The sequence below is a fragment of the Gordonia sp. NPDC127522 genome (assembly GCF_042672305.1).
Lineage (GTDB): Bacteria > Actinomycetota > Actinomycetes > Mycobacteriales > Mycobacteriaceae > Gordonia > Gordonia hongkongensis.
The window spans coordinates 32,424-45,954 of record NZ_JBHXVK010000019.1 but is presented as its reverse complement, the minus strand read 5'-3'; the positions used below and the strand labels follow the sequence as shown (position 1 = coordinate 45,954).

13 protein-coding genes are annotated in these 13,531 nt (G+C 68.2%); 12 read left to right on the top strand and 1 reads right to left on the bottom strand.

Translation table 11 applies throughout. The features are described 5' to 3' along the window. Nucleotides 1-11: 11 nt before the first annotated feature. Nucleotides 12-1,325, bottom strand: coding sequence for a UDP-N-acetylmuramoyl-tripeptide--D-alanyl-D-alanine ligase (murF, locus tag ACFVHY_RS21185; protein ID WP_390275280.1), 1,314 nt, complete (start codon nucleotides 1,323-1,325; stop codon nucleotides 12-14). Nucleotides 1,326-1,394: 69 nt separating this feature from the next. On the opposite strand from murF, the gene ACFVHY_RS21180 reads away from it, so the two are divergent. The 12 genes from ACFVHY_RS21180 (at nucleotide 1,395) to nuoK (ending at nucleotide 13,528) form a co-directional block, all read left to right on the top strand. Further along, the gene (locus ACFVHY_RS21180; protein WP_390275278.1) at nucleotides 1,395-2,471 is read left to right on the top strand and encodes a D-alanine--D-alanine ligase family protein; all 1,077 of its coding nucleotides are present in this window, start codon (nucleotides 1,395-1,397) and stop codon (nucleotides 2,469-2,471) included. Between the two features lie 85 nt (nucleotides 2,472-2,556). After that, nucleotides 2,557-2,964, top strand: a complete 408-nt coding sequence (locus ACFVHY_RS21175; protein ID WP_390275277.1) for a hypothetical protein — start codon at nucleotides 2,557-2,559, stop codon at nucleotides 2,962-2,964. A gap of 161 nt (nucleotides 2,965-3,125) precedes the next feature. Continuing rightward, nucleotides 3,126-3,530, top strand: a complete 405-nt coding sequence (locus tag ACFVHY_RS21170) for an NADH-quinone oxidoreductase subunit A (protein WP_004021559.1) — start codon at nucleotides 3,126-3,128, stop codon at nucleotides 3,528-3,530. A 38-nt stretch (nucleotides 3,531-3,568) separates the two neighbouring features. Continuing rightward, nucleotides 3,569-4,123, top strand: a complete 555-nt coding sequence (locus ACFVHY_RS21165) for an NADH-quinone oxidoreductase subunit B family protein (RefSeq protein ID WP_004021558.1) — start codon at nucleotides 3,569-3,571, stop codon at nucleotides 4,121-4,123. Further along, nucleotides 4,120-4,827, top strand: a complete 708-nt coding sequence (locus ACFVHY_RS21160; RefSeq protein WP_390275275.1) for an NADH-quinone oxidoreductase subunit C — start codon at nucleotides 4,120-4,122, stop codon at nucleotides 4,825-4,827. Before ACFVHY_RS21165 ends, ACFVHY_RS21160 begins: the two co-directional genes overlap by 4 nt. Next, the gene (gene nuoD / locus ACFVHY_RS21155) at nucleotides 4,827-6,140 is read left to right on the top strand and encodes an NADH dehydrogenase (quinone) subunit D (protein ID WP_065631169.1); all 1,314 of its coding nucleotides are present in this window, start codon (nucleotides 4,827-4,829) and stop codon (nucleotides 6,138-6,140) included. Before ACFVHY_RS21160 ends, nuoD begins: the two co-directional genes overlap by 1 nt. Continuing rightward, a complete protein-coding gene (nuoF, locus tag ACFVHY_RS21150) occupies nucleotides 6,137-8,200 on the top strand; it encodes an NADH-quinone oxidoreductase subunit NuoF (RefSeq protein WP_390275273.1) in 2,064 nt (687 codons plus the stop codon). Before nuoD ends, nuoF begins: the two co-directional genes overlap by 4 nt. Then, entirely contained in the window at nucleotides 8,197-10,614 is a 2,418-nt protein-coding gene (locus tag ACFVHY_RS21145; protein WP_390275272.1) for an NADH-quinone oxidoreductase subunit G, read from the top strand. Before nuoF ends, ACFVHY_RS21145 begins: the two co-directional genes overlap by 4 nt. Next, nucleotides 10,611-11,891: an NADH-quinone oxidoreductase subunit NuoH gene (gene nuoH, locus ACFVHY_RS21140; protein ID WP_390275270.1), complete on the top strand. Its 1,281-nt coding sequence runs from the start codon at nucleotides 10,611-10,613 to the stop codon at nucleotides 11,889-11,891. Before ACFVHY_RS21145 ends, nuoH begins: the two co-directional genes overlap by 4 nt. After that, nucleotides 11,884-12,447, top strand: coding sequence for an NADH-quinone oxidoreductase subunit NuoI (gene nuoI, locus ACFVHY_RS21135; protein WP_068972608.1), 564 nt, complete (start codon nucleotides 11,884-11,886; stop codon nucleotides 12,445-12,447). Before nuoH ends, nuoI begins: the two co-directional genes overlap by 8 nt. Beyond that, nucleotides 12,444-13,232, top strand: coding sequence for an NADH-quinone oxidoreductase subunit J (locus ACFVHY_RS21130; RefSeq protein WP_390275268.1), 789 nt, complete (start codon nucleotides 12,444-12,446; stop codon nucleotides 13,230-13,232). The genes nuoI and ACFVHY_RS21130 overlap by 4 nt, the downstream gene beginning before the upstream one ends. Beyond that, nucleotides 13,229-13,528 (top strand): NADH-quinone oxidoreductase subunit NuoK, encoded by a 300-nt coding sequence (gene nuoK, locus ACFVHY_RS21125; RefSeq protein WP_058251017.1) that lies wholly within the window; start codon nucleotides 13,229-13,231, stop codon nucleotides 13,526-13,528. Before ACFVHY_RS21130 ends, nuoK begins: the two co-directional genes overlap by 4 nt. The last annotated feature ends 3 nt before the right edge of the window (nucleotides 13,529-13,531 follow it).

The window sequence follows — 13,531 nt, the reverse complement described above, 5'->3', positions numbered from 1 at the left end:
CGAAACCCCCCTCAGTCCAGCAGCGCCTGCGCCACGCGCTCGAGCGCGGCGACCCGACTCCCCTTGACCAGCACTGCGGTCCCGTCGTCGAGGTCGCCGAGTTCGGCCGACACGCCGTCGACGTCGGAAACGTGCCGGGCGGTGTCACCGTAGTCGGCCTCGGCGACCGCGATGACCTCGATCCCGAGGTTTCTGGCCTCCAGTGCGATTGCACGGTGCTGGTCCGGCGAGTCGGCGCCGAGTTCGGCCATGGTGCCGAGAACCGCCACCCGACGCGACGCGGGGAGGGTCGCCAGCGACCGCAGCGCAGCCGACATCGACGTCGGGTTGGCGTTGTAGGCATCGTTGAGGACCGTGACGCCTCGCGACGAGGTGGTGAGTTCCATTCGTAAACCGGACAATTCGGCGGCGAGGAACCCGTCCGCCATCGACTCGACCGGCACCCCGAGCCCGCCGGCGGCGGCCGCCGCGGCCAGCGCGTTGGGGACCTGGTGCTCGCCGCGGGCGCCCAGCCGGACCTCCGTCGAACCCCACGGTGTGTGCAGCCGGAACGTCGCGCGCAACTCGTCGTCCAGGGCGATGTCGGACGCGTACACGTCGGCGTCCGGCGAGAGCCCGTAGCGCAGGACACGCGCCGAGGTGCGATCCGCCATCGCCGCGACGTACCGATGGTCGGCATTGAGCACCGCGATCCCGTCGGCTGGGAGCGATTCCACCAGTTCACCTTTCGCGCGCGCGACGGACTCGATGTCACCGAACAGCTCCAGGTGGACGCCCTCGACGCGGGTGATCACGCCGACCGTCGGTTTCGCGATGGAGCACAGCAGATCGATGTGCCCGATGCCACGGGCGCCCATCTCGAGGACCACCGCCTCCACGTCGTCGGCGGCCGCGGCGAGGGTGATCGGCAGCCCGAGCTCGTTGTTGAACGACTTCTCGCTCGCCGCGGTGCGGTAGGTGGTGCGCAGCACGCCCGCGAGCAGATCCTTGGTCGAGGTCTTGCCCACCGAGCCGGTGATGCCCACCACGCGATCGGGGACCCGGGCGCGGACCGCTCGACCGAGGTCGGCGAGGGCGAGCGCGGTGTCGGCGACGCGGATGGCGGTCCCCCCGACGGGGTCGACCCTCGAGGTGAGGTAGGCGGTGGCCCCGCCGTCGAGTGCGGACTCGATGAAATCGTGGCCGTCGCGCTCGGCGACGATCGGCACGAACAGCTGGCCCGGCCGAACACTCCGCGAGTCGATGCTCGCCCCGTCGATCTGCACGTCGGGGCCCAGCAGCTCCCCGCCCACGGCCTCCGCGACCTCGCTTGCTCTGAAATGCACGGTCTCACGCTAGCCGAGTCCCCAGCACACGCCGAGAACCTGATTGCGCGGGGCCGTATCGTGACAGGCATGTCTTCTCGGCTGTTGCGTCTGGTGGTTCTCTACGGTGGCGTCTCCGCCGAGCACGATGTGTCGCGGGTCACAGCGGCTCATGTCCTGGCCGCGGCCGACCGGGCCAAATACGACCTGGTCCCCATCGGCATCGCCAAGGACGGGACGTGGTTGCGCAACGACAAGGCGATCGCCGCCATCGCCGACGGCACGCCACTCCCCGACACCCTCGAGGTCGCCGGAACCGCCGTCGACCCGCTGACCGAACTGCGTGGTCACGCGGACGAGGCGATCACGGTCGTCCTTCCCCTTCTCCATGGACCGCACGGTGAGGACGGCACCATCCAGGGGATGCTCGAGTTGTTCAAGCTGCCGTATGTGGGTGCGGGTGTGTTGTCGTCCGCGGTGTGCATGGACAAGGCGATGGCCAAGATCGTCGCCGAGCAGGCAGGCATCCCGCAGTGCCGCTGGGTCGAGTTCCGCGACGGTGTCGACGACCCGGAGACGATCACCGCCCGCGCGATCGACGCGCTGGGGCTCCCGGTGTTCGTCAAGCCGGCGAACCTCGGCTCGTCGGTGGGCATCACCAAGGCGCACGACGAGTCCGAACTCGACGCGGCGGTGAATCTCGCGCTCCGCTACGACAACGTGGTCATCATCGAGGAGGCCGTCACCGGGCGGGAGATCGAGGTCGCCGTCCTCGGTGACACGGCGCCCGAGACCTCGGTGCCGGGCGAGATCAAACCCGGGAGCGAGTTCTACGACTACGAGGACAAGTACGTCACCGGCGCCGCCCAGCTGGTCATCCCCGCTGCGGTGTCCGACGCGGCGGCCGCCCAGGTCCGCGAGCTCGCGGCGACGACGTTCACCGCGATGCGCTGCACCGGCATGGCGCGCGTCGACTTCTTCTACGAGGAGTCCGGCCGCGGCTGGCTGCTCAACGAGGTCAACACCATCCCGGGGTTCACCCCGGGATCGATGTACCCCAAGCTGTGGGAGGCGACCGGCGTACCCTACCCGGACCTGATCGATCAGCTCGTCACGTTCGCGCTTCAGGTGCACCGCCGTCGCACGGGGTTCTCCACCGAGCACTGAGCGCGGCGCACGCTCGTGACGCCGATGTGCAGACGCGCGCATGTTCCAGGGCTCGGCGAGGGTGCCGGGTTGTAGCATGCCAACCGTGACCGACTCCCAGTCTGCGCGGGCCCTGCGGGTGCTGGTCTATTCCGACGACGCACAGACCCGCACGCAGGTCATCGGCGCGATCGGAACCCGGCCCGACCCGGGCATCCCACCGGTCAGCTTCATCGAGGTCGCCACCGCCCCAATGGTGTTCGCGCAGCTCGACGCCGGTGTCGTCGACGCCGTGATCGCCGACGGGGAAGCCACCCCGGCCGGTGGCATGGGCCTGGCCAAGCAGATGAAAGACGAACTCGATCCCTGTCCACCGGTGCTCGTCCTTCTCGGGCGTGCCGACGACCGGTGGCTCGCGGACTGGTCCCGCGCCGACGCCGTGGCCGTCCTGCCCGTCGACCCCATCACTCTTCCGCGTGCGTTCGTCGACATGATCGGAAACGCCGAACTCTAGAAAACAGTGACTCGCGCCACACACTCACACTAGGCTTGTGTTGCAGCTCACATTCGTACTGCCGGACCAGATCGGCCGACGGCACGGATAGGACGAACACCCGGGCCGGCCGCATCGAACAGGTGCACTCCGGTCGCCACAAGCGAGGAGGGGTCCGCGCTTTGAACGCCTACGTCCCGATCATGGTCCTCGGGGCAATCGGCGTGGCGTTTGCCGTTTTCAGCGTCTTCATCGGCATCGCGATCGGTCCGAAACGGTACAACCGCGCCAAACTCGAGCCCTACGAGTGCGGCATCGAGCCGGTCGAACAGAGTCTGCTCTACCCGACGCGACGCACCGCCGGCGGCACGGTGGCAACCGGCTCGATCCAGCGCGTACCGGTCAAGTACTACCTCACCGCGATGCTCTTCATCATCTTCGACATCGAGATCGTGTTCCTCTACCCGTGGGCGGTCGCCTTCGACTCACTCGGGTGGTTCGGCCTCATGGCCATGCTCCTGTTCATCGTCAACGTCTCCGTCGCGTACGCCTACGAGTGGCGTCGCGGCGGACTGAGTTGGGACTGAGCGCTTTTCACCGATCCGATACGGCAAGGAGGTCACCCATGGGACTCGAGGAACGACTCCCCAGCGGATTCCTGCTGAGTACCGTCGAGGATCTGGCCGGGTTCATGCGCAAGGGCTCGCTCTGGCCGGCGACTTTCGGGCTGGCCTGCTGCGCCATCGAGATGATGGCCACCACCTCGGGACGGTACGACCTCGCCCGGTTCGGCATGGAGGCGTTCCGGGCGTCGCCGCGACAGGCCGATCTCATGATCGTCGCCGGCCGCGTCAGCCAGAAGATGGCCCCCGTCCTCCGGCAGATCTACGACCAGATGCCGGAGCCCAAATGGGTTCTCGCCATGGGGGTCTGCGCGTCGTCGGGCGGGATGTTCAACAACTACGCGATCGTCCAGGGCGTCGATCACGTGGTCCCTGTCGACATCTACCTGCCGGGTTGTCCGCCACGCCCGGAGATGTTGCTGCACGCCATCCTGAAGCTGCACGAGAAGATCCAGGAGATGCCGCTCGGTGTCAACCGCGAGGAGGCCATCTGGGCGGCCGAACGGGCCGCCCTCCAGGCCACCCCGACGATCGAGCTGAAGGGGTTGCTCCGATGACCACGCCCGCAGGCCATCAGGACCCCGAGAACCCGGCACCCCCTCCGCATGACGCGGAGCAGATCGGCGTTCGGCACGGATTGTTCGGTCCGCCCGGAACCGGCGACACGTCGGGGTACGGCGGCCTGGTCCGGCCGGTCACGCTGCCGCCCAGTACGTCCCGACCCTACGGCGGGTATTTCGACCAGATCGCCGACCGTCTGCTCGACGAGATGGGCGACGGCTACGACGACGCGATCGAGAAGGTCGTGATCTTCCGCGGCGAGATGACCATCCACGTTGTACGACAGCATCTTCCCGCCGTCGCACTGACTCTGCGCAACGCGCCCGGGTTGCGATTCGAACTCTGCCTCGGCGTGAGCGGGGTCCACTATCCCGGCGACCCGGGCCGCGAACTCCATGCCGTCTATCCGCTCGCCTCCCTGACCCACGGGCGTCGCGTCCGCCTCGAGGTCGCGGCGCCCGACGCCGACCCGCACATCCCGAGCATCTGCGACATCTACCCCACCAATGACTGGCACGAACGCGAGACCTACGACTTCTTCGGCATCGTCTTCGACGGCCATCGCTCGCTGACCCGGATCGAGATGCCCGACGACTGGGAGGGCCACCCCCAGCGCAAGGACTACCCGCTGGGCGGAGTCCCGGTGGAATACAAGGGAACCCGCGTCGACCCGCCGGACCGGAGGAGGTCGTACAACTGATGACCGACACCCACACGCACACCTACACCGTGTCCGGGCAGGACTGGGACTCGATCGTGTCCGACGTCCGCACCCGCGCCGAGCAGCAACCGGGAGACGAACGCATCGTCGTCAACATGGGTCCGCAACACCCGTCGACGCACGGCGTCCTGCGCCTGATCCTCGAGATCGAGGGCGAGACCGTCACCGAGGCCCGCTGCGGAATCGGTTACCTGCACACCGGGATCGAGAAAAATCTCGAGTACCGCAACTGGACGCAGGGCGTCACGTTCGTCACCCGGATGGACTACCTGTCACCGTTCTTCAACGAGACCGCCTACTGCCTCGGCGTGGAGAAGCTCCTCGGTATCACCGACGACATCCCGGAACGCGCCACCGTCATCCGGGTGATGCTGATGGAGCTCAACCGCATCTCCAGCCATCTCGTCGCGCTGGCCACCGGCGGAATGGAACTCGGTGCCGTGACGGCGATGTTCCTCGGCTTCCGCGAGCGGGAGATGATCCTCGACCTGTTCGAACTCATCACGGGCCTGCGGATGAATCACGCCTACATCCGTCCCGGAGGTGTCGCGCAGGACCTGCCGGAGGATGGCATCGACCGGGTCGCCGAGGTGATCCGACAGCTCCCCGGCCGCCTGGACGAACTCGGAGACCTGCTGAACGACAACTACATCTGGAAGGCGCGAACCCAGGGCGTCGGTTATCTCGACCTCACCGGTTGCATGGCACTCGGGATCACCGGTCCGGTGCTGCGGTCCACCGGTTACCCCCACGACCTGCGCCGCGCCGAGCCGTACTGCGGCTACGAGAACTACGAGTTCGACGTCATCACCGAGGACACGTGCGACTCCTACGGCCGCTACCTGATCCGCGTGCGCGAGATGCGCGAGTCGATCCGCATCGTGGAGCAGTGTCTGGAACGGCTCCGGCCGGGGCCGGTGATGGTCGCCGACCGCAAGCTCGCCTGGCCGGCCGACCTCGCGCTCGGACCGGACGGACTGGGCAACTCGCCCGAGCACATCGCCCGGATCATGGGCACCTCCATGGAAGCCCTCATCCACCACTTCAAACTCGTCACCGAGGGGATGCGCGTCCCGGCCGGCCAGTGCTACGTCGCCGTCGAATCACCGCGCGGCGAGCTCGGCGTGCACATGGTCAGCGACGGCGGCACCCGGCCGTATCGCGTCCACTTCCGCGACCCGTCGTTCACGAATCTGCAGGCCGTCGCGGCGATGTGCGAAGGGGGGATGGTGGCCGACGTCATCACGGCGGTGGCCAGCATCGACCCCGTGATGGGAGGCGTGGACCGATGACCGATCCCGTGTTCGTGGACCTGAGCACCGCACCCCCGCCGGAGGGATCGGCGCCGACGCACGGCGCACCCGTCCCACCGATCACATTCGACGGCCCGGCCGCCTACCCGGACGAGGTCGTCGAACAGCTGACCGCAGAAGCGCTTCCGATCATCGCCCGCTATCCGCAGGCGCGGTCGGCACTGCTGCCGCTGCTGCACCTGGTGCAGTCGAACGACGGCCGTCTCACGCGTGCCGGTGTCGAATTCTGTGCCGCGCAGCTGGATCTGACGCCCGCACAGGTGGCCTCGGTCGCCACCTTCTACTCCATGTACCGACGCACACCCACCGGCGAGTACCTGGTCGGGATCTGCACGAACACCCTGTGCGCGACCCTGGGTGGCGACGAGATCCTCCGTTCGGTCTGCGAGCACCTGGGCGTGGAACCCGGGGACACGACGGCCGACCATCGCATCACCGTCGAACACGTCGAATGCAATGCGGCCTGCGACTTCGCTCCGGTGGTGATGGTCAACTGGGAGTTCTTCGACGACCAGACCCCGGAGTCGACCATCGAGCTCATCGAGGACCTCCGCGCCGGTGTCGAGGTCACCCCGGCTCGCGGTACCGGCCCCGTGCGATCGTTCCGCGAGACCGAACGCGACCTGGCCGGGGCCCGTCCTCCGCTGGTTGAGCCGGCCCCGAGCGGAGCGAGGAGCCGAGTCGAAGCCACCTCCCAACCACCACAACCCACCCCCGAACCCGAACCCCCCGAGACCCCGATCCTCTCCCGCCACTGGGACGAACCGCACTCCTGGACCCTGGACAACTATCTGCGCCACAACGGTTATCGAGCGTTGTCGACCGCACTGACCACTCCCCCCGACGACATCATCGAGACGGTCAAGGCCTCCGGTCTCCGCGGTCGAGGTGGCGCGGGCTTCCCGGTCGGGATGAAGTGGTCGTTCATTCCCCAGCAGGATTCCACGCAGACCGACCCGTCTGTCCCGCACTATCTCGTGGTCAACGCCGACGAATCCGAGCCGGGCACGTGCAAGGACATGCCGCTGATGCTCGCGTCACCCCACACGCTCGTCGAAGGCGTGATCATCGCGGCGTATGCCATCCGCGCGCACCACGCGTTCATCTACGTGCGCGGCGAGGTCGCCTCGGTTCTCCGTCGACTGCGCACCGCCGTCGACGAGGCATACGCGGCAGGCTATCTCGGCACGGACATCCTGGGATCCGGCTTCGATCTCGAACTGGTCGTCCACGCCGGCGCGGGCGCCTACATCTGCGGCGAGGAAACCGCCTTACTCGATTCGCTCGAGGGCCGCCGGGGACAACCGCGTCTGCGCCCGCCCTTCCCGGCGGTCGCCGGCCTGTACGCGAGTCCGACGGTCGTGAACAACGTGGAGTCGATCGCGAGCGTCCCGGCCATCATCCGCAACGGCGTCGACTGGTTCCGGTCCATGGGCACCGAGAAGTCACCTGGGTTCACCCTCTACTCGCTGTCGGGGCACGTGACGCGCCCCGGACAATACGAAGCGCCGCTGGGTGTCTCGCTACGCGAGTTACTCGACCGGGCCGGCGGGGTGCGCGCCGGGCACGAGCTGAAGTTCTGGACACCGGGCGGGTCGTCGACGCCACTCCTGACGCCGGAGCACCTCGACGTCCCGCTCGACTACGAGGGTGTCGGCGCGGCCGGTTCGATGTTGGGCACCAAGGCCCTGCAGATCTTCGACGAGACGACCTGCGTCGTCGGCGCGGTCCTGCGGTGGACGGAGTTCTACGAACACGAGTCCTGCGGTAAATGCACCCCGTGCCGCGAGGGCACGTACTGGCTGGTGCAACTGCTGCACCGGCTGGAGCACGAGGGCGGAACCGCCGCGGACCTCGACACCCTCGCCGATGTCACCAACAGCATCGTCGGGAAGTCGTTCTGCGCGCTCGGGGACGGAGCGGGCAGTCCGATTGTGTCGTCCTTGACGTACTTCCGCGACGAGTACCTCGCCCACCTCGACCACGGGTGCCCGTTCGACCATTCACGCTCAACCGTCTGGGCAGGAGGCGTCCGATGACACTCACCCACGGGAGCGACCCGGCGGCCGCGATCGACAACCTGGTCGGCATCACCATCGACGGCCGGGCCGTCCGGGTACCCAAGGGCACGTTGGTGATCCGCGCGGCCGAGCAGATCGGCATCATGATCCCGCGCTTCTGCGACCATCCGCTGCTCGAACCGGTCGGTGCCTGCCGGCAGTGTCTCGTCGAGGTCGAGGGGCAGCGCAAACCGCTCGCGTCGTGCACGACCGTCGCCACCGAAGGAATGGTGGTGCGGACGCAGCTCAGCTCGGAGATCGCGGCGGGAGCGCAACGCGGGGTGATGGAACTCCTCCTGATCAACCACCCGCTGGACTGCCCGGTGTGCGACAAGGGCGGTGAGTGCCCGCTGCAGAATCAGGCGATGTCTGCCGGACGTTCCGAGTCGCGGTTCGACGGCGTCAAGCGGACCTTCACCAAGCCGGTCCCGCTGTCGTCGGAGGTCCTGCTCGACCGGGAGCGATGTGTGCTGTGTGCGCGCTGCACCCGGTTCTCCACGCAGGTCGCGGGTGATCCGCTCATCGAGCTCGCGGATCGCGGTGCGCTGCAACAGGTCAGCATCTACGCCGACGAACCGTTCGACTCCTACTTCTCCGGCAACACCGTCCAGATCTGCCCGGTCGGTGCGCTGACGGGGGCGCAGTACCGGTTCCGCGCCCGGCCGTTCGACCTGGTGTCGACGCCGAGCGTGTGCGAACACTGTGCGAGTGGGTGCGCCCAGCGCACCGATCACCGCCGTGGCAAGGTGCTGCGCCGGCTCGCCGGTGACGATCCCGAGGTCAACTCGGAGTGGAACTGCGACAAGGGACGATGGGCGTTCGCCTACACGTCGTCACCTGATCGGATCACCGCCCCACTCGTCCGCGACCGGCACGGCGAACTCCGTGAGGTGTCGTGGGCCGACGCCGTGCGTACGGCGGCCGAGGGATTGACCCGTTCACCGGGCAACGTCGGTGTACTCACGGGCGGCCGGTTGACCGTGGAGGACGCGTACGCGTACTCACGCTTCGCGCGAACCGTGTTGTACACCAACGACATCGACTTCCGAGCCCGGAGCCACAGCACCGAGGAGGCCGCCTTCCTCGCCGCGCGTATCGCCGGCCACGGACTCGCGACCACCTACGACGACCTGTCCGCCGCACCAGCGGTGCTGCTCGCCGGTTTCGAACCCGAGGAAGAGTCCCCGATCGTCTTCCTCCGTCTCCGGCGGGCGGTACGCACCGCCGGGCAGCGCGTCGCGACGGTCGCCCCGTTCGCGAGTCGCGGCGCCACCAAACTCGACGCCGCGGTCTTCCGGTCCGTTCCCGGCAGCGAGGCAGAGGTGCTCCGGTCGGCGGAGGTGACCGCACATCTGCGGCCCGCCGGCTCGGTCATCCTCGTCGGCGAACGGCTGGCCACCCGGCCCGGCGCGTTCGCCGCAGTCGCGGAACTGGCCGACCGTACCGGCGCCCGGCTGGCCTGGATTCCGCGCCGCGCCGGCGAACGAGGCGCGCTCGAAGCGGGCGCCTTGCCGGGCCTGCTACCCGGCGGCCGGCCGCTCGACGACGAGGACGCCCGTACGCCGGTGTCGGAGATCTGGGGCACCGATCTCGACCCGCGGCCCGGACACGACACCGCCGGGATCATCGACGCCGCGCGCTATCACGGACTCTCGCTGGTGATCGGCGGCGTCGACGTCGACGACCTCCCCGACCCCGTCGCGGCGACCGAGGCGCTGACCGCCGCACCGTTCGTCGTCAGCCTCGAGCAACGCCACAGCGCCGTGACACGCTGCGCGGACGTCGTCTTCCCGGTGGCTGCCGTCGCGGAGAAGGAGGGCACGTTCGTCGACTGGGAGGGCCGCCCGCGGAGCTTCACCACCGCCCTGACGGACTCGGGCCACCTGTCCGACCACCGCATCCTCGACGCGATCGCCCGGCAGATGGGTGTCGACCTGCGGTGCGCCGACGTCCCGACCATCCACATCGACCTGCGACGCATCGGCGCATGGTCCGGCCGGCGGGCCCCCATCGACGCCGAGGACCGGCCCCAGCCCGACCCGGCTGCCGGCCAGGCGGTGCTTGCGGGGTGGCACACCCTGCTCGACGACGGCCGGATGCAAGACGGGGAACCGCACCTCGCCGGCACCGCCCGCCCGCCGGTCGCCCGGCTCGCGCCGTCGACCGCCGCCGAAGCCGGTGTCGGGTCGGGCGACCTCCTGCGCGTCAGCACCGCCGACGGTGCCATCGTTCTGCCGGTGGAGATCACCGACATGCCGGATCGGGTCGTGTGGCTCCCGCTGTTCTCACCTGGCTCGCATGTCCACGCCGCGCTTCGCGCACAGGAGGGTGACCTCGTGGCCCTCGCGCCGGCCCCGGTCGACGCCACCGACGCCGCAGGGGGTGCCGCGTGAACCTCGCCACCGATTTCCCGACCCTCGACGACTTCGGCCAGGACCCGATCTGGCTCGTCGTCGCCAAGGCGCTGGCCGTGTTCGTGTTCCTCGTGCTCAATCCGCTCATCGCCATCCTGCTCGAGCGAAAGATCATGGCACGCATGCAAACCCGACTCGGGCCGAATCGGGTCGGCCCCAAGGGAATCCTGCAGAGCCTTGCCGACGGCGTGAAACTCGCACTCAAGGAGGGGATCATCCCCACCGGCGTCGACAAGGTGATCTATCTGCTGGCGCCGATCATCGCGGTCGTCCCGGCGGTGATGGCCTTCGCGGTCATCCCGTTCGGTCCGATGGTGTCGGTCTTCGGTCACCAGACTCCGTTGCAGCTCACCGATCTCCCCGTCGGGGTGCTGTATGTCCTGGCGGTCACGTCGGTGGGTGTCTACGGGATCGTGCTGGCCGGCTGGTCGTCGGGCTCGACCTATCCGCTGCTCGGCGGACTCCGCTCGACGGCACAGGTCATCTCGTACGAGATCGCCATGGGACTCACCTTCGCCGCGGTGTTCCTCGACGCCGCGACCATGTCGACGTCGGGAATCGTTGCCGCCCAGGAACACCACTGGTACGTGTTGTTGCTGCTGCCCTCGTTTGTCATCTACGCCATCTCGATGGTCGGCGAGACCAACCGGGCGCCTTTCGATCTGCCCGAGGCCGAGGGTGAGCTGGTCGGCGGGTTCCACACCGAGTACTCGTCGTTGAAGTTCGCCATGTTCATGCTCGCCGAGTACATCAACATGGTCACCGTCTCCGCGCTGGCCACCACTCTGTTCCTCGGCGGCTGGCAGGCGCCGTGGCCGCTGAGCACGTTCGACTGGGCGAACTCCGGTTGGTGGCCCGTCCTCTGGTTCACGCTCAAGGTGTGGGCGTTCCTGTTCGTGTTCATCTGGCTGCGAACCAGTCTGCCGCGCCTGCGGTACGACCAGTTCATGAATCTGGGCTGGAAGGTCCTGATCCCCATCTCCCTCACCTGGGTGATGGTCGTCGCGATCATCCGCGCCGCCTTCGCCGGCGAGGACGCCGACCTCACCCGCGCGCTGGTCTCCGCCGGCGCCGGACTCGTCGTCACCGGGCTCATCGCCTACGCGGTGTGGCGGTTGATGCGGGTCCCCGACATCCCGGACCCGACGCAGGACTCCGCAGACCTGTCCGCCGCACCCGACGAGTTCGACCCGATGGCCGGCGGATTCCCCGTGCCGCCGATGCCCAGCACCGTGAGGGAGACCACCGATGCCTGACTTCCTGAAACCGGTGAGCGGATTGCGCGTCACCTTCGGCGGCATGTTCCAACCCACGATCACCGAGCAGTACCCCGAGCAGAAACGGCCGACCGCAGCGCGCTATCACGGTCGCCATCAGTTGAATCGGCACCCCGACGGTCTCGAGAAGTGCATCGGGTGCGAGCTGTGCGCGTGGGCGTGCCCGGCCGACGCCATCTATGTGGAGGGCGCCGACAACACACCCGACGAGCGCTACTCGCCCGGCGAACGGTACGGGCGCGTCTACCAGATCAACTATCTGCGGTGCATCGGTTGCGGGCTCTGCATCGAGGCGTGCCCCACGCGCGCGCTCACGATGACCAACGACTACGAACTCGCCGACGACAACCGCGCCGACCTCATCTACGAGAAGGACCGTCTGCTGGCCCCGCTGCAACCCGGCGTCGACGCGCCGCCGCACGCGATGGCGCCGGGCTCCACCGAGGAGAACTACTACCGGGGCGAGGTGACCGCCGACGGCCGCGTCACCCTGCCTGATCCGACTGTCCCGACCAAACGCGAGTCGCGGTCATGACTTCCGGTGGCGCCCTGTGGCTCGCCGACGAGGTGGTGCGCACCTCCACCGGTGAGGCGATCCAGTTCTGGGTTCTCGGGGCCGTCGCGGTTGCCGGTGCGCTGGGTGTCGTCTTCGCCACCAAGGCCGTCTACTCGGCGATCTTCCTGGCCACCACGATGATCGTGCTGGCCGTGTTCTACGTCGCGCAGGGTGCGCTGTTCCTGGGCGTGGTGCAGGTGGTCGTGTACACCGGTGCGGTCATGATGCTGTTCCTGTTCGTCATCATGCTGATCGGCGTCGACTCCTCGGACTCACTACGGGAGACCCTGCGCGGCCAGCGGCTGTCCGCGGTGTTGATCGGTGTCGGCTTCGGAATCCTGCTGATCGCCGGGATCGGCAGCGCGACCGTCGGTGTCGTCACCGGTGCCACCGACCCCGGCGTCGCGGCCGCGCAGAGCGACGCCGGTGTGGAGGCCATCGCCGAGCTGATCTTCGTCCGCTACCTGTGGGCGTTCGAGCTCACCGGAGCCCTCCTCATCGCCGCCACGCTCGGCGCCATGGTGCTCGCGCACCGGGAACGTTTCGGCCCACGGCTCACCCAGAAAGAACTGTCGCAGGCGCGGTTCCGCAGTGGGGTCAACCTGACCCCGCTGCCGACACCCGGGGTCTACGCGCGACACAACGCGGTCGACGTGCCGGCCCGTCTGCCCGACGGGTCACCGTCGGACCTGTCGGTCAACGCCATCCTGGCCGCGCGGACACTCCGCACCCGCCCGGCCGACGACCCGGGGACCGACCGGTGAACCCGGAGAACTACCTCTACCTCGCAGCGCTGCTGTTCACCATCGGTGCGGCCGGAGTACTGCTGCGACGCAACGCGATCGTCGTGTTCATGTGCGTCGAGCTCATGCTCAATGCGGCCAACCTCGCCTTCGTCACCTTCGCCCGGATGAACCAATCGTTCGACGGTCAGGTCATCGCCTTCTTCACCATGGTCGTCGCCGCGGCGGAAGTGGTGGTCGGGTTGGCGATCATCATGACCATCTTCCGATCGCGCCGCTCGGCGTCGGTCGACGACGCGGATCTGCTGAAGAGGTAGAGG